This is a genomic window from Pantoea phyllosphaerae, from assembly GCF_051025595.1.
Taxonomy (GTDB): Bacteria; Pseudomonadota; Gammaproteobacteria; order Enterobacterales; family Enterobacteriaceae; genus Pantoea.
This window is the reverse complement of record NZ_JBPFDE010000012.1, coordinates 115,924-132,017: the sequence shown is the minus strand read 5'-3', so window position 1 is coordinate 132,017 and position 16,094 is coordinate 115,924. Positions and strand designations below refer to the sequence as shown.

Annotated in this window: 14 protein-coding genes; 6 read left to right on the top strand and 8 right to left on the bottom strand. The window is 50.2% G+C overall.

The window, feature by feature from the left end; all coding sequences use genetic code 11:
• The first annotated feature begins 115 nt into the window (after nt 1-115).
• On the top strand, nt 116-1,033 hold the full coding sequence (yddG, locus tag ACR6A7_RS16200; RefSeq protein WP_434126091.1) for an aromatic amino acid DMT transporter YddG: 918 nt from the start codon (nt 116-118) through the stop codon (nt 1,031-1,033).
• Between the two features lie 698 nt (nt 1,034-1,731).
• Here yddG and ACR6A7_RS16195 read toward each other — a convergent pair.
• From ACR6A7_RS16195 to ACR6A7_RS16185, 3 genes are all read right to left on the bottom strand, one after another.
• A complete protein-coding gene (locus ACR6A7_RS16195) occupies nt 1,732-3,156 on the bottom strand; it encodes an amino acid permease (RefSeq protein WP_434126052.1) in 1,425 nt (474 codons plus the stop codon).
• 690 nt (nt 3,157-3,846) lie between these two features.
• Nucleotides 3,847-4,095, bottom strand: coding sequence for a TraR/DksA C4-type zinc finger protein (locus ACR6A7_RS16190; protein WP_434126050.1), 249 nt, complete (start codon nt 4,093-4,095; stop codon nt 3,847-3,849).
• 129 nt (nt 4,096-4,224) lie between these two features.
• Nucleotides 4,225-4,362, bottom strand: coding sequence for a hypothetical protein (locus tag ACR6A7_RS16185; RefSeq protein WP_434126049.1), 138 nt, complete (start codon nt 4,360-4,362; stop codon nt 4,225-4,227).
• Between the two features lie 293 nt (nt 4,363-4,655).
• On the opposite strand from ACR6A7_RS16185, the gene ACR6A7_RS16180 reads away from it, so the two are divergent.
• Nucleotides 4,656-5,096: a PACE efflux transporter gene (locus ACR6A7_RS16180; protein WP_434126047.1), complete on the top strand. Its 441-nt coding sequence runs from the start codon at nt 4,656-4,658 to the stop codon at nt 5,094-5,096.
• Nucleotides 5,097-5,774: 678 nt separating this feature from the next.
• Complete coding sequence (locus ACR6A7_RS16175) at nt 5,775-5,978, top strand: Hha/YmoA family nucleoid-associated regulatory protein (protein ID WP_434126046.1); 204 nt, start codon at nt 5,775-5,777, stop codon at nt 5,976-5,978.
• Nucleotides 5,979-6,050: 72 nt separating this feature from the next.
• Here the strand turns inward: ACR6A7_RS16175 and ACR6A7_RS16170 are convergent, their stop codons facing one another.
• Together ACR6A7_RS16170 and ACR6A7_RS16165 are read right to left on the bottom strand one after the other, a co-directional pair.
• Nucleotides 6,051-10,013: a S6 family peptidase gene (locus ACR6A7_RS16170; protein ID WP_434126044.1), complete on the bottom strand. Its 3,963-nt coding sequence runs from the start codon at nt 10,011-10,013 to the stop codon at nt 6,051-6,053.
• A gap of 581 nt (nt 10,014-10,594) precedes the next feature.
• Nucleotides 10,595-10,840: a putative hemolysin gene (locus tag ACR6A7_RS16165; RefSeq protein WP_434126043.1), complete on the bottom strand. Its 246-nt coding sequence runs from the start codon at nt 10,838-10,840 to the stop codon at nt 10,595-10,597.
• 775 nt (nt 10,841-11,615) lie between these two features.
• Between ACR6A7_RS16165 and ACR6A7_RS16160 the strand changes: the two genes are divergently transcribed.
• On the top strand, nt 11,616-11,939 hold the full coding sequence (locus tag ACR6A7_RS16160; protein ID WP_434126041.1) for a NirD/YgiW/YdeI family stress tolerance protein: 324 nt from the start codon (nt 11,616-11,618) through the stop codon (nt 11,937-11,939).
• A gap of 383 nt (nt 11,940-12,322) precedes the next feature.
• Here ACR6A7_RS16160 and ACR6A7_RS16155 read toward each other — a convergent pair whose 3' ends face one another.
• From ACR6A7_RS16155 to ACR6A7_RS16145, 3 genes are all read right to left on the bottom strand, one after another.
• Nucleotides 12,323-13,069 (bottom strand): hypothetical protein, encoded by a 747-nt coding sequence (locus ACR6A7_RS16155; protein WP_434126040.1) that lies wholly within the window; start codon nt 13,067-13,069, stop codon nt 12,323-12,325.
• A gap of 141 nt (nt 13,070-13,210) precedes the next feature.
• Nucleotides 13,211-13,843 carry a helix-turn-helix transcriptional regulator gene (locus ACR6A7_RS16150; RefSeq protein WP_434126038.1) on the bottom strand — a complete coding sequence of 211 codons (633 nt, stop codon included), beginning with the start codon at nt 13,841-13,843 and terminating at the stop codon, nt 13,211-13,213.
• A gap of 43 nt (nt 13,844-13,886) precedes the next feature.
• Nucleotides 13,887-14,477: a helix-turn-helix domain-containing protein gene (locus ACR6A7_RS16145; RefSeq protein ID WP_434126036.1), complete on the bottom strand. Its 591-nt coding sequence runs from the start codon at nt 14,475-14,477 to the stop codon at nt 13,887-13,889.
• Nucleotides 14,478-15,498: 1,021 nt separating this feature from the next.
• Here ACR6A7_RS16145 and ACR6A7_RS16140 point away from each other — a divergent pair.
• Nucleotides 15,499-15,816: a hypothetical protein gene (locus ACR6A7_RS16140; protein WP_434126035.1), complete on the top strand. Its 318-nt coding sequence runs from the start codon at nt 15,499-15,501 to the stop codon at nt 15,814-15,816.
• 12 nt (nt 15,817-15,828) lie between these two features.
• Complete coding sequence (locus tag ACR6A7_RS16135) at nt 15,829-16,053, top strand: hypothetical protein (RefSeq protein ID WP_434126034.1); 225 nt, start codon at nt 15,829-15,831, stop codon at nt 16,051-16,053.
• Nucleotides 16,054-16,094 lie beyond the last annotated feature (41 nt).

The window sequence follows — 16,094 nt, the reverse complement described above, 5'->3', positions numbered from 1 at the left end:
CTCCTCCGTGGTTAAGCAGTAAGGGTAGCTCAACAAAGATAAAGGGGTGGCAGAGCTGACTCAGATGCGTATCCTGACCTGCTAAGCTAATCGCGCTAAAACGAGGTAAAACGTGATATCCCAAAAGAGAGCGACGCTCACTGGCCTGCTGGCTATTGTGCTATGGAGCGCCATTGTTGGTCTGATTAAAAGCGTCAGCGAGGGCTTCGGGCCGGTTGGCGGCGCGGCGCTGATCTACAGCTTTAGCGCCGCACTGCTGCTGTTTACCGTCGGCTTCCCCAACGTTCGCTCCTTTCCGCGGCGCTATTTGATCGTCGGCAGCCTGTTATTTGTCAGTTACGAAGTTTGCCTGTCGCTGTCGCTCGGCTTTACCCACAGCGGTCGTCAGGCGATCGAGGTCGGTATGGTAAATTATCTCTGGCCTGGCATGACAATTGTGCTGGCGGCGATGGTTAACCGACAAAAAACCAGTCCGCTGATTATTCCAGGCCTACTGCTGGCTGTGGCAGGGATCTGCCGCGTGCTGGGCGGCGAGCAGGCTTTTTCCCCTGGCGAGATGGGCAGCAACATTATGGATAATCCGCTCAGCTATGGGCTGGCGTTTGGTGGCGCAGCGATTTGGGCAGTTTATTGCGTGGTAACAAAAAAAATGGCCAACGGCAGCAACGGCATTACGCTGTTTTTTATTCTGACCGCGTTAACTCTGTGGGTGAAATTTTGGCTGTCGCCGCAGCCGCCCTTCGCTGTTTCGACGCAGGCGGTGCTGGCTCTGGCGCTGGCCGCAATGGCGATGGGATTTGGCTATGCTGCCTGGAATACCGGCATTCTGTACGGCAACGTTAATTTGCTGGCTGCCGTCTCCTACTTTATTCCGATCTTCTCCTCGGTACTGGCGGCATTTCTGCTGAATTCACATCTGACGTTGTCATTCTGGCAAGGGGCCGCGATGGTGAGTCTGGGGTCGCTGCTCTGCTGGTGGTCAACCCGCACCTCAGTGAGCGGCAAAGTCGCGCGCAAGATTTCTCAGGATTGAAGAGTGACTTACGGCACGCGCGCCCGTCGCGCGGCCCGTGTAAAAACCAGGGTTATCCAGGCAACGCTATGTAAAGCGCTAAGGTTGAGAAAAAGAAACAGATAAGTTTATTTCTTTTCTCATAATGAAACGGTGATGGAAAAGCGCTGGCGACGAAGCATCAGTAGTGTGGCGATAAAAGAGACCGGTTTTTATTATTGTTCCAGCCAGTGACAATGAAAATATTACAGTGCCCGGTTAACAGGGTTAATATGCCTTGCGCCTGTTTATCGCTGAAATATCATACCAGTCAGAGGAACGGTAGCCGGGCACCAAAAAGGCAATGTTGACCTGGGGTTTAACAGCAAAGTAATAAAGTTGTCGCTGTGGTGTCTGCGCACCACAAATCATGAAACGTATGACTGATGTAACTTTCCTTGCTTGCGCCCTTACCGGGCGCTTTTTTATTTACGGCTTATGCAAATAAGCCGAGCACGCCAAAAAGAGTCTTGCTTGTTGATATTTAATTTAGCACCGCCATGTTTTAATCACCTCACTCAGGCTTGCTTTTATGCTCGCAAACAGGGTGTTTCATTGCTAATAATTAGCAGCGCTCCTTAAGAGGAGCGCTTTTTTTCTTGCCGACTTTACGATTCGCCTTCAGTCTGTCTCTACCTCTTTCCCTCGCAGATCCCAACCGCTAAAAAGCGAAGGCAGCATCAGGCACTGCGAATGGCCTTAAGCGCCTGTGCTTTGCGCGCCTTTATTCGCCAGACCATCCACAGCAGTCCAAACCAAAAAGGCATAGCGCAAAGCGCGGCCAGCGTATCGGGATCGAAGACCATAATGGCGACCGAAAAGGCGAAGAACAGCAGGCTCATCCAGCTCATGATGATGCCCGCTGGCATCTTAAACCGCGACTGCGCATGAAGCTCCGGGCGCTGCTTGCGGTAAGCCAGATAGGCCACCAGGATCATGGCCCAGCTGTAGATCACCAGTATCGCCGCAAGCGTAGAGACGATGGTAAACAGCGTCATCACGTTCGGCACCAGAAACAGCAGCAGCGTGCCGCTCAGCATGCAGAAGCAGGAGAAAAGCAGGCTGCGCACGGGAATGCGCGTGCTTCTCGACAGGATGCGAAACTGCCGGTGCGCATGCTTTTCCACCGATAAGCCGTAAAGCATTCGCGTACTGGAATAGACGCCGCTGTTGGCGGATGACATGGCAGAGGTGAGCGCCACAAAGTTGATAATCGCCGCGGCGGCAGGCAGGCCCGCTTTGGCAAAAAGGCTCACGAACGGGCTGACGTCGGGAGAGATCGCCGCCCAGGAGGTGACGGCGATAATCACCACCATCGACAGCATATAAAAAATGATGATGCGCAGCGGGATTGCATTGATCGCCTTCGGCAAGATTTTTTCTGGATCCCGCGTTTCGGCGGTCATGGTGCCAAGCAGCTCAATGCCGGTATAGGAAAAGATGGCGATCTGAAAGCCCGCCAGGAAGCCCGTCACCCCGTGCGGCAGAAATACCGCCGGATCGGAGAGATGATGCAGCGAGGCCTGCACGCCGTCGGGCGAGGTCCAGCCCGTGGCCACCATCCAAAGGCCGGTAAAGATGAGCGCAACGATAGCGATCACCTTGATCAGGGCAAACCAGAACTCCGCTTCGCCGAACAGCCTGACCGACAGCAAATTAAACATGCAGAGCAGGCCCAGCGTGATGAGTGCCGGTATCCAGGCGGACATTTCAGGGAACCAGTACTGCATATAACCCCCGCAGACCACCACGTCGGCAATGCAGGTGACTACCCAGCTCAGCCAGTAGGACCAGCCCAGATAAAAGCTCGCTTTGGGACCCAGATAATCCGCGACGAAGTCGGCGAAGGAGCGATAGTCGAGCTTTGATAACAGCACCTCCCCCATTGCGCGCATTACCATATACACAAAAAATCCCACCAGCGCGTAAATGATGAGAATTGAGGTGCCCGCCACGGCGATGTTCTTACCCGCTCCCATAAACAGTCCGGTGCCAATTGCACCGCCCAGCGCGATCATCTGAATATGTCGCTCGCTCAGCCCGCGCTCCAGCTGCGGCGAGGAGGAGGCGTTAGCCGGCGGCCTAAGCGGTTCTTTTTCAGTCATGCCGGTTCCTTTTATTTTTCCGTTTATTTAACGACGCAGAAGAACCGCGCAATAAATATTAGTTATCGCGCTCTCTTTTATAAGTGGAATAGAAAAAAGCTGAACTGTTGCGCTGCGTTTTATTAACTATCTCTGTTTCTTCCGCATCGGATGACCGCATCCTGGCTACCGGCTGTAACAAAGTCAACACAAGTACACCTCATTCTATTCACTTTTTGACACCTCTCAAAGATCTGAAAAAATTGACGAAAGCCAGGATTATGCAATCAGGGCCCCGAAATCTGCATAATTATGCATCGCAATGAGGTAGCTAAAGATGCGTAATTATTCAGAATGAATTGTCGAAACCTGAACAGCCGAATTTGCTTCGGCAGCGATCATCAAAGCAGGCGAAGTGAATTAAGGACTGATGCATTTCCGCCGGGTAAAAAAAGCGCTGCGGGGAGGATCTGCCTGAATGGCAGGATGCAAGAGCCCTTCAATTTTTATTAAAAGTAAAACGGTAGCGCCTGACGCCTTACCAGGAAAGCCCTTTAAACAGGCGGCCAGCGATACAACGGTGGGAATAGCTACAGAGGCTCACAGGGATCAGGAGGGGTCATCCGTATCGAGAAGAATGACTGAGCGAAAAGCCGCTATTACTGTTGATGCCAGCCTGTCGCCTCAGGCCGACAGGCTGGCATCGAAACGTCAGAACGCATCAGCTTCCGGCAGGCGATGGCCGGTCTGCCCGGTCCGTTCGCGCAGCTCCAGGATTTCCTGACAGCCGACACAGGTAGTGACTGAGGGCAGCAGCTCGCGCCGCTCTGCCGGAATCTCTTCTCCGCAGTTCTCACAGGTGGTGCGGCCAGGACGCGCCAGTCGACGACGAATCGCCTCGACCTCAGCGGTTTCGGTAAGGGAGATAACCTCCATCGCCTCATCAATGATGTCTGCCATATCTCGCATCTCGTACAGAAACTTTGCGTAAAATAATTAAGAGTCAGACGCTCTGCTGATATATCGGTGCAGATAACAGACACAGCGCTGACAGAATAAAGCAAGCGGTAACATGTCAGCCTGTCGGTTTTATCCTGCAGCCCAGGATAAACTGCTTTCATACAGCACAAGGGCTAAAAGCGTGACGCTACCCCAGAAGCCGAGGCTCAGTAATAAGATAAGCCGCCAGGCATCGCTGCATGAACAATCTGACAGTTTGCTTTTCATCTTCTTCACCTTATTTGGCCGGTCGATTTCGTCGGCCCGCTTAATAAAAGATGTGCCGCCTGAGTAGAGCGTAAAGGGCCACGGCTAAATCCTTTCTCAACAGCGCGCCTGGCCGCAGCGATAAGTTTGATATACATCAATAAAAATTCGCTTTATGCCTCCTGAGATCGGAAGTTATTTTTATAACCTTAACCGGGAATGAAACTCTCTTTTCTGACCTTCGCAAAAAGCAGGTATTTAATATTTTTTTATACTATTATTCTCCGCCTTCTTTATCTGTCAGAGAGTTTTTTGTGTGCCACTCATCTGTTCCTCGCCGCACGCCATTCGAACGCGTGATGCACGCCGTCGTGTTTGAGGTTGTCGCAAATAGTCTGGTGTTTACCATTTTAACAAGACTGGCTTCTGCAGCCCCTGCGCAGTCAGCCGTGTTGACGCTGGTTTCTTCCGCCGTGGCAATGGCGTGGAACTATCTCTTTAACCTGCTGTTCGATATAGCACAGCAGCACTTTGGTTTTAAGAAAGGGTTCGCGGTACGCACGCTGCATGCGCTTTTGTTTGAAGCGGGATTGCTGCTGATATTGATCCCTTTTGCCGCCTGGTGGCTGCAGGTGTCGCTGATAAAGGCTGTACGGCTGGAACTCGGGCTGGTGCTGTTTTTTCTGGTCTATACCCTGCTGTTCAACCTTGTATGGGATCTGATGCGGGTTCGGATCGGAAAAAATCTTCGCTAGGCGGCGAGAGGAATTCGTCGGCGCTAGCCTGCGCGACAGGCTCACTGTTATTCATCGGCCTGAAAGCGCAGGGGTCTTACTTTAACCGCTAGTAAACCCACACGGGATTATTCTATCACCATGATGCTCTTCGTTAACGAACTGCTGGCGTATTGTTTTTTTATTTCCGGAAAGTATCAGCCAGCCTTTATAACGCCGCAAAAAAACATATTAGATTTCAGTCAGTAAATTACTATCCCTGACGTCACCCTTGTGAAAATGTTATATCAAAAGCGTCAGGGTGTGAAATATAGACGCCAGCCTGCCGTTCCTGTCAGGCTTGATCCGGATAAGATTGACAATTATAAATGCAGCGCAGCAAAGGGATATCACGTCTGGCCAGACCATCGCTCAGCGCGTGTCTATGTTATCGGAGGAATATTGAACATAAAGACAGAGCATGACTCTCAGCAAGCTGATGGTTATTATCCGTATGATCAATGCATTATTATTGAGGCGAGATATCCTTATTCCAGCAGAGGTCTGTCATTAGCCCTTTTCGCCAGTACGGTGAGAGAGCGACACAGTAGCGAAAAACAGCGTCACTGGCGCAGGCGATGCCGTACAGGCTAAGCGCAGCCGACCGCCCGGGTTAATTAACTTTCTCTGCAATATCATTCAAGAAAAAGGAAACGGTGAATGAACAAAAATGATTATTTAAGTGAATTAAGACGCTGCCCTTCTAAAGACATCCTCGATATCGTGACCAGCTATATGCGCAAGAAAGTCCCTTCACAAGACCTCTGCTCTTTTGAAGGGGCTTACGATCACCGCAAAGCTGAGCTGATCATGAATGAAACCTTCAATGATATTCCGGCAGAGGTCTGGAGGCGGGTGAACTAGGGGATAAGCGACGTTTCAGTGACAGCTGAAGAAGAACAGGCGTCACGTTTTCAACGTGACGCCTTTTGACGATCAGAAATGGTAAGAGAGGCCGACTGTACCGCTATAGTCCGTCTTGAACACCCCGCCGAAGCTGCTCTCAACACCCGCGTTTAACGACATATTTTTAGCAATCGCCCCTTCAACGCCGACGCTTGCACGATAGCGATTGTCGGACCAGGCCTGATACTGACGGCTTGCCTGACGATCGGCGAGCGTGGTTGTCGAGCCGTTTTTCCCCGGCGAATATTGCCAGGCGATGCTGGCGGTCAGGTTAAGGTTTTTCATTCCCTCACCCAGGCCGCGTTTTTGCGCCATAACGCCGCCGGTAGCGTACCAGGGACGGGACGAGCTCAGGGAAACCTCCGCATCCTGTCCCTGCAGCGAGTAGCCTGAAAGCACGCCAGCGCTCAGGCCAACAAAAGGAGAGATCAGCAGTGAATCGTTCGCCAGGCTGAACTGATATCCGCTTCTCACGCTGCCTGCCAGCAGGGTGCTGTTGCGCTTTTTACGGGTGATCCCCAGCGCAGGATCCAGCGTTATCTCCTGGTTCAGATACATGAGGCGGCTGGCAGCGTCCGTAAACCACCCTGCGTCCGACTGCCAGGAATAGTAAGCACCAGCCGTGGCGAGGCGGTGATTTTCCTCTCCTTTGCCTTTGATTTTGCCCTGAGCGTAGCTGGCGCTAAAACCCAGCGTGTGCGCGCCGTTTTGCTTATCCCAGCCTACGTTCAGCGTCTGCTGCGTGGCGTTAAGGCCAGCGAAGCCGCCTTTGCTGTGCTCCAGCGTAGCCCAGACACCATGGTTGTCCGGCGACGCGCGCAGACGGTCGCTGCGTTTATAGAGCTGTCCGATAGCTTCGCTAAAGATGTACTGGCGCGAGGCCATCAGCGCCCGCGTGTTCTGAATAAGCGGCTGGTTATCGTGAATGGTAAACCACTCATCCGGATTGAACGCCGGTGGAGTAACGGGCTCTTCAGGCTGCACAGCGGCCTCAGTTTTCTCGTCGCTTTCCGACTGCTCTGCAGCGTTACCGGTTTGCGCGGGTTTATCCGTGCTCGTTTCTGACGTCGTTTCACCCGGCGCGGGCGCGACGGCGTCAGGCTGCGGTGCGCTGTTGTCCTGAGCGGGTGTGTCTGCGTCAGGCTGCGGCGTGGTGCTGTCCTGTGCGGGCTTGCCTGCATCGGGCTGCGGTGGGGTGTTGTCCTCTGCGGGCGTGTCGCTGTCGGCATCCGGCGCAGGTTTCTGTGGCGCAGGCGGGTCGGTTTCGGGCGGCGCGGGCGCTGTTGGCGTATCCGGCTGCGTCTGATTACGTTCCAGCACCCACAGCACCCTGTCGTTCTCCTCTTTTACCTGATAGTTCGGCGTATAAACGCTAAAGCCGCTGTAGCCGTCGGCAAAAGAGAAGTAATCGTGCGCCGTGCCCGCTGGCGCATCGATCATGACCAGATCCTGCTTCAGCGCCACCGGATCCCTGGCTCCCACCAGCAGACTGACATCCAGCAGGTTATCGCCGCCGCTGGCGACATTGCGAATCGTCAGCCTGTCGCTTTCCAGCGTGGCCGGTTTGACGCCCAGCATGAGGTTCAGGCCGGTGGCGTCAAGGGCGTCGACGTCAAGCGTCTTCGCCTGCCAGTTGCCCGTCGGCACCGTGGAAAGCGTCGCGCCCGGCTGCGCCTGCAGCGTGCTGACGCGACTGTTGCCGGTCATCGTCCAGCGGGCATTGCCATCAAGCGTCATACGCGTGCTGCCGGTTGAAGTCACCGCGCCCTGATAATTTACTTTTCCCAGGTAGAGTGAAGCCCGATCGGCGAGCGCTACGTCGCCCGCCACGTCACTGGCTGGCAGCAGCGCCAGCGCACTGGCATTGCGCACCGGCTGGCTGCAGGCGGTCGCATCCTGATAGATTAGGGAATAACAGCGCCAGCTCTTCTCCTCCGCCTGTTCACTGTCGTTATAGCCGAATGCAAGGCGCGCTGACTCATCGGCAACGAATCGCGCCTGTACGCTGGCATATTCGCCTACCTGCAGCGCGGCCCCCTTACCGACGCTGATTTCATCCGCTTTAAACAGCGATGTCGACCAGTCATCCTCCCTCGCTACGCCACCAGCGTGCGCAACCGGCTGTCCGGAGAGGATCGCCGTGCCGTTTTCCACGCTCAGCGTGCCGTTCAGGTTCATGCCGCCGGTCAGCGCGGTTATCGCCGTTGCGTTTTCAGGCTTGAGTGCCACGTTCAGGCCGCCATTTACCGCCGCCGGATCGGTTTCGCCGAGAAAGCCGCGAAAAACCTGCTGGTTGAGCTGCGTTAAGCGATAGTTGACCGCCGCATCGCTGTCCGTTCCCAGATAGGTCCAGGTATCGGTTGAGCTCTTGTCGGTGGGAAAATACCAGTAAGAGGATTTATTAAGCTGAAAGTATTCAGTCTCTTTGGTGTAGGGATTGTTGTAAACGTAGAGCGAACCGGGTGTGCCTTTGGGATTGCTGCCGTTAAAGCGGTTAAAAGGCACGTCGTCAGCGGTATAGCCGGTAATGTTTAGCGTCGCCAGCTGGCTGGCGCTGTGGTTCAATAGCGTGGCGCCGCTATCGGTATGGTTGATTTTTTTAAAGGTAAGCGTATTGCCGTTGAGATCGAGCTTGCCGCCGCGATAGCCGAAATAGATATCGCTGGTGGCCACCTGATCCGCATCCTTCAGCACCACGGTTGGTCGCCCGCTGACCAGCGTTACTGAGGAGAACGCCTGTTTGTTTCCAGCCGCATCCGCCTGCTGATCGAGAATAACCGTACCGTCGCCCACGTTCAGGCTGCCGGCGTTGATCCCTTCGGCGTTAACGTGCAGCGTACCAGCCCCTATTTTATGCAGCGCATCGTTCGCCAGGCCGTTGACCTGCCACAACACCTTCTTGCCCGCGTCGACTTCAACGCCGCCGCCCACCCAGGTCGCATTCACGCCAGAAGCAGCGCTCAGGGTGTAATCGTTTGAAAACTGCAGCTTGCCCGCCCCCATGTTAACCGGGCCATTAAGGAGAATAAGCCCGCCAGCGCCGTTAAAGCGTAAATCTTTAGTGGCATCCAGCTCTTCGTTGCTGGCCGTGGCGGGTGCCGCGCTCGCATAGGCTTTATCGAGCCCGGTCCATGACCAGAGGGTATCCTGCTGTGCAAGGGTGCTGTCGTTCCAGTAAATCGTGCCGCCCTGGGGGCTATCCACAACGTCAGGCGAGATATTGGCCGCCGTAATGGTCTGAATATATCCGTCTGGTATATATTCCCATCCGCTTGTTTTGCCATAGGCAGTGCCAGGGTCTGCCATCGAACCGTAAAGCACGCCGACAATTTTCCATGCGCGGTCTTGCTCGTCGTAAACCATCATCGGGCTGCCGCTATCCCCCGCCATGGTCCCGATGGAAAGCGGAGAGGTCAGAGGGTTATCGGGCCCATAGTTGATTGCCCGCAGCGTCCCAGACGTAAACCGAACAGTAGCGGCATTCACTGTTCCCCCGCTGACCCATTTATAGGCGCCGCTTAACTGGATACGTTCGCTCTGATCCTCGCTAACCTGGCTCTGGGTGCCGCCACCGATGCGGGTAAACCAGCTATAGCGCGCGCTATCGCCTTTCATAATTTCCGATTTTTCTACCGTCCCCACCGGCGCGGCGTCAGTCACCACTTTATTCAGGCGCGGCAGGTGAAAATCCACGCCTGACTCAGGGAATTCGTTACGGTTAATCAGAGTATAGGTCGCGCCATATTGTGCACCGTTACCGAAGCCAACCGTTTTATAACCGGTATTGTGACGCACGCTGGCGACATAGGAGGGCGCAACCAGCGTGCTGTAGCCATAGTTCGCCACCATGCCAAAATCGGGCATGGCGAAATCGAGGTAGCCCGACAGGGATCCATCTTTTTTGTATACCGCTATATTTGTTGAACCAACGGAGTAGCTGCCCAGGTTTTCTGCAAAATCGCGATATTCCTGCACGTCAATATCGTGACGCATAATACCTGCCCAGGATTTAGTGCAGATAAAAACAGTGCAGCAAAAAGCTGCGCCCCCAAAATGTTTCAATAGCCTGCCCTCATGGTTTTATGATTTATTAAGGAAATAAACGGAAGCCATGAGAACCATATCATTACGAAAACAATTAACAGAAATGAACGTCATTTCATTAATTGATTAAGATCAAAAAAAACCGTTCACTGCATGTTAAACAGAAAGTAAACGGCTGATTTTTATGACGATATAAAACCATATCCAAATAGAAATGGACTTTGCAAACTGATTAATAATCAATTAACCAGAAACTTATGGAACATCTGAGTAACCAAAAAAAACTGTGGTACTGCAGTTACCTCTGCGTCCCTTTTTTACAAGAAAAAAATAGCGGGGCGTTAACCCAGGTATAGCAAGGTTATCCATCCTGAATATGCACGCTTCTGCGCCAGATAAACCTTACGTTTAATGGCCAGGCGTGCAGGGAAATATGCGGGGCTGGGATCGGCCCGCAATAATGAAGCCCAAAGTATCCAGCGCGCCGCTCTTTACCTTCGTCTGTCCGGCAAGCGAGCCGACAAGCTCGGCTACTCTGGATGATCCCGATGATAAAGCGCCCACTGCTCAATGCGTTCGCCCGAAGGCAGCGTGCAGAAGCCTATGACGCCCGCCTCGCTTTTTTCCTGCGAAGGTTTTCCGCCGACATGCAGACACCAGTCGGTAGCCGGATTATGCATGCCCAGGCGCTGCGGCTCCGGGACGCGCTGCGCGCAGGCGGTGAGTGGCAACCCGGCCACCAGCAGCGTGACGGCTGCTTTACCGATCTTTATCACGTTAACTCCTGAGTCTGTTTTATACAGCATAGAGATCAGGCACCTGCCTCAACCTTGCGCCTGGCAGCGATAAATAGCTTTCCTGACCTTCTGGAAGCACGTCAATGCCTGAATAATTCATTCCGCTCCCGGCCACGATGGTGGCAAGGTTTTGCGAGCGCATTATGTTAGCGGGTTTCCATTAAACCGGCGCTTAATGGTCTTTCTGCCCGGGCACTCTCTATTCCAGGGCTGCGCCCCAAATAGACATTATAAAAAAAGAATTAATGTAATAACAATTAACATTATCACTCGCTTTTGAATAGCCGCATCGCCTTCATTTTTAATGAAAATGGCTTTCACCTCACTTCACTCAACCCTGATGAAAACATTGCGAGAGAATTCCATCATCTTTACAGGGCTGAATAACCCCCGGCATAATCCTGCTGATTTCCATTATCGCTTCGTAATCAAGTGAACATTCACTACACATCAGGAATGACATATTAAATCGCTGGCGCAGCGTCTTTATCAAAAAATAAAAGCAACAGCGAATAGTTGATTTCCCGCTTAAATCTTATGGAAGCGTTACTGATATGAATAACAAGTTCTAACTGAGTCAAAGGGTACAGGCGCGACTGCCTGCAGTGGACCAGACATCATGCCGGGGAATGCTGGCTAATGATGCTGGTTTGTGTATGCCGGTAATCGCTGCTCCCCGCGCCAGGTTAACGCGGGCTGTCGCTTTGACGTTCAACTTAAGGAAACGCAGTTTTCTTCACCAAAGGAGTAGTTAATGAAAAAAACGTTGTGGATAGTGCTCGCTTTGCTCTGCTCATCATCGGCTTTCGCCCGACAGGAGGTCACGGTAGCAGAGGCGAAAAAAATGCGCGACGACCGGCACGTGGCGATAACCGGTACCATCAGCGGCCGCGCGGATGACGATCACTACTGGCTGCAGGACGCGACCGGCCGCATACGCATTGATGTGGATGACGACGACGATGACGACGACGACGGCCGCTATCTGATTGGCAAAAAAGTGCGGATAACCGGCGAAGTCGATCGCGACGACGGACGAAGCGAAATCGACGTCGATCACATCTATATCCTCAAATAACGCTGGTAAGCAGCGGAAAGAAGCCAGCATTGACGCTGGCTTTTTTGTCAGCATCTTCCTTACGTGATCGGTTCAGGTATCACGCTGTGAGAAAAAAGGGATTGCTTAACGCTACGCATCTACATTTCAGTATGGCCGTCTTTCATAAACGAAGAGCGGAAAACGCGATCGGTGCAGAGGATGCGCTTTTTCTCATGCAGTCGACCTCAAAGCCTGAGACTTTATTAAGATCCAGGCAAACCGGGTCGGTCTGCTAACTTAAAAAATGAAGTAACTCCCCTCTAAGGCTGGAACAAAGAGGACAGGATGCTGGAGTTGAAAACTATGTAGTTATCTTATTCACCTGCATGTGCAGGTTTGTCGGGTACCGTTTTTATGTATATCTACATGTCTATAAGTTTGAGTATTTCACTGTCAATCTCTTCGAACTCGCGATGGAAATTTTTAAACAGCATCTTCAGCGCGCGATGACTTTCAGCACCCAATAATGAATTGCTATGCCGAGCGAAAAAGGCGTTTGAGCTAAACGTGTACATTGTTTCAGGACAGGCATATTCATTGGTTACGCGTGTCAAAATGCGCGTTTGAGGCTTTAAACCTGCCAGGACGCTTTTCGCTTCCTTTTCAGGCACCTGACGCGCTGTGATTTTACCCTGTTTATTCAGGGAAACCTCAAAATAATAACCTTTACCCGCCCGCAGCGTGGGCAACATCTCGTCTGTTTTTGAAAGCTGTGAAAAGCGGTGATGGTCGTGCTGGCTAAGCGAAATGATGACTTCTTTCTTACCGGGGCATAAAACCAACTCTACCGCACGTGTATACGGAAGGATGCTTGTATGGTATTGATTGTTTATGAAAATGTTTAAGACCCTGTCCGGCGTGAACAGTGTAGCGCTATCGCGATAGACGATAACGTGCGCATAGCTGTCTCGCGCTTGCAATGTTTGTTGACCCGGTAAACTTTGAGCAGGCGTGACAGCATCAGGAGCCTGTTGCAACGGTGCGGCGACAACGTCATTGCTGAAAATATAGAGCGATAAAATAACCACCAGACCGATGATGATCCCGATTACAACGTTGAGAGGGATAACTAACAAGGTGGTTTTTTGTTGTTGTGATTCGTTGTGCATAAAAGCCTCGAACAAGCAGTAACGGTATAAATAATGAGCTCACCCTGATTGCGCTAATGCGCATAAATTATATTTTTCATAGGAAACCAGGCATTTTTTATTTATTGACCTCAGGGTAATGTCCGCGAAACAGATACCTTTTTACTTTTCATTTATCACCCCCTTGTACAATTCAACCAGCGATAAATCATTCAAAAAAGAGTAAAGTGCATAATCTCCTTTCAGGTCAAACTTGCGCATGACGTTATATTTATGCGCATAAATGGTCTTAGCTGAAAGGCCAAGGATTTTAGCGGTTTGATTGACTGAATGTCCTTTTTTTAGAAAGCTTATCACTTGTAGCTGTATTAATGATATGCGTGCATAATTGCACTTCGTACAGTCAGCAGGCAAAACCCGCTTATTCTCCTCATCATGGGCGGTTAACCAGGCGGCCGTGATCTTCTCTCTGACTTTTCTGATCGCGTCGCTACGCAGAATACAGGTCAACGACTGGTAGCAGACTGGCAACTGACCTGAAATCAGGTGGTCAGTTTGATTGACAAATACCAGCAGTACACCGCCGGGCTTACGGTAACGATAAGCCGGTTGACACATAAACAGGCGCCACTGAGAAACATTCACAAGGATAAAGTCGGCTTTACGCACGTTTTCATTATCAAATTCTGATAAAAATTCAATGTCAGCGTGAGTAAAAAGGGCCTCTTTGATAATGCTGGAGATGCCAAGCCTGAAATAATAATTATCTTCCGTGCAAATGACTTTAACATCCATATTTTTCCCTTCACGTCCCAAATCAGTGGATACACATTTGCTGCTAGACAAATTTACCATTAACCAGCTCTAGCTCTCCTTTGTCTTTCAGCTCTTTAAGCACTCGACAAATAGAACTTTTAGAAAGGTGCGAGCTATTCTCAATCAGATAGAGCGCTGAGAATCTTCTTTTCAGGTGCAGAGGGAGTTTTTTCCAGCGATCTATCAAAGAGATCACTTCATCGTAGGAGTTGCTTTTCGGCAGTTGTACATAATTCATTAAATCAGAATACTGGCCCGATAAAACCGACATCGCATCATGAAAGAGATCTTTTTCAAAAATCAATCGCCAGAACGTTTCATAGTCGATAAAGCTCACTTTGCCATAATCTATTCTCTCCAGATAAACAGGGGGTTCATCCAGCGCGGGCGTCACACCTACAACAAAAGGCGCGGAGAGAATATTTAGCACTTTGTGTTCACTTCTTAGCTTGAGTAAAAAGTCGCCATCCAGAATGAACATGACCCGACGCACATTATCTTTAGTCAAATGATAACGGCGCTTGCCTCGCGAGATTTCATCTGGATTCGCAATTTGAGTATAACCTGCAAGTGCGTCGATGATTCGCTCATGGTTCTCAATCACTCTATACATATCGATTAACTCAATTTAACTGATGCGACGTAGCGGCGCTACGCGATCAAAATGAATATAAAATTAAAATCAGTTTATTATGATTTCTGTTTTCCCTGGCATATTGCTTTCACTTACTTTTCGTCACCTCCCGCTTTATCATCCAAATGAAGCAACTTAACTGTTTTGCTATAATAAAAGCCAACAGATAAAACTCAATCCCATAAATCAGGCGAAATGCAGAAGTAAGCACCAAGACTGTGTAAAAGGCTAATACATAAAACCATAGAAACAAAAATTATTAGCCAATAAATCCCCTAAACAGAGTGGACCTGTTAGTGTTATAACTTTTTTCTGAAAAAAAGGATTATTCATAATCATTTGAAGTCTTATGTTAACCATGCGCTCTCCAGAGAATATAAATATACAAATATTCAAACACACATTTACATACGTAATAATAATTCCCATTATGGATATGGTGTTAATCGACGTTACGAAAAATAACGATCGCAGTCGAATCAGTCGGAAAAATTAAAACACATCACCCCAAAAACAGACATTTAATTAATCACAATCGACATATATAGATTTTTATTTTAAAATTTATTAAAAATTCAGAATAAAAGACCAAAAAACCGGGCTGGCTCACCCTTACGAATGCTTAGGATATGTCGTTGCTTATTATTGGCCGTCAGAGTTTACCCTCCCCTCCGCCAGTTTTTTTACTGAGACGTTAAATCCTGTGCAGTCGCCATTGCATTTTAGACACGCAACTCCCTCTAATCCTCAGAGCACTTGTTAGCGAGCGACGTTAATTATTCGCTTCCTGGTCAGCATAACAAACGTCATTAACCTGGCCATTTTCTTCTGCATTGACATAGCAAGTTAAACACATGTGAAAAAAAGCAAATCTTATCTGGAAGAGTGTAATGAAAAGTCAAATTATGGATTTTTTACTATTTAATTCATCACATTTTATCCATTTAATAGCGCTGCTCGCTTGAAGTGAGAATAAAAAAATAATATGGAGAAGAGTTAAATGAGAGAGTTAACGTCTTTTGAAATGCAAAACGTTTCAGGTGCAGGCGTGTTTGACTTCATCGGATCGGTAGTTGTTGGTAGCGTTACTGGCATTACCGCATTTGGTCTGAAATGGGCAATGAGCGGTGGTAGCACTGGTGGACTTATAGGTGTTGGTATTGTTTCCGCTGGCGTTGGTCTGATTGTTGGTGCCGTAGTCGGTCTGGTTGACGGCGCTATGTATGGTGCTATTAACGGCTGGGATACAACGGCAGCCTGGTTTAACCAGGTCGTCGAAAGCCAGTTTGATATGGGAACTTCCCCAGTTACTGCATAATAAGGAAAAATCATGCGGGAGCTTAAAAGCAGTGAAATATCAAATGTCAGCGGCGGTTCCTTAACCACGCAGATTCTGGATTTCTTTAAAAATTTAAATGCTTCTTCTCAGCCAGAAAGCACTGAATGGATACGCCCTGATAATATCCCTGCAGCAAACCCAGTCAGTGGTGAGTCCTTTGGCATAGGCATTGTCAGTATAGTTTCCGCTGTTGTTCTAGGTCTGCTGGCGTTTTAATTCCAGCGGAAAGGAGCCTTCTCGCTGGAATAACCAAAATG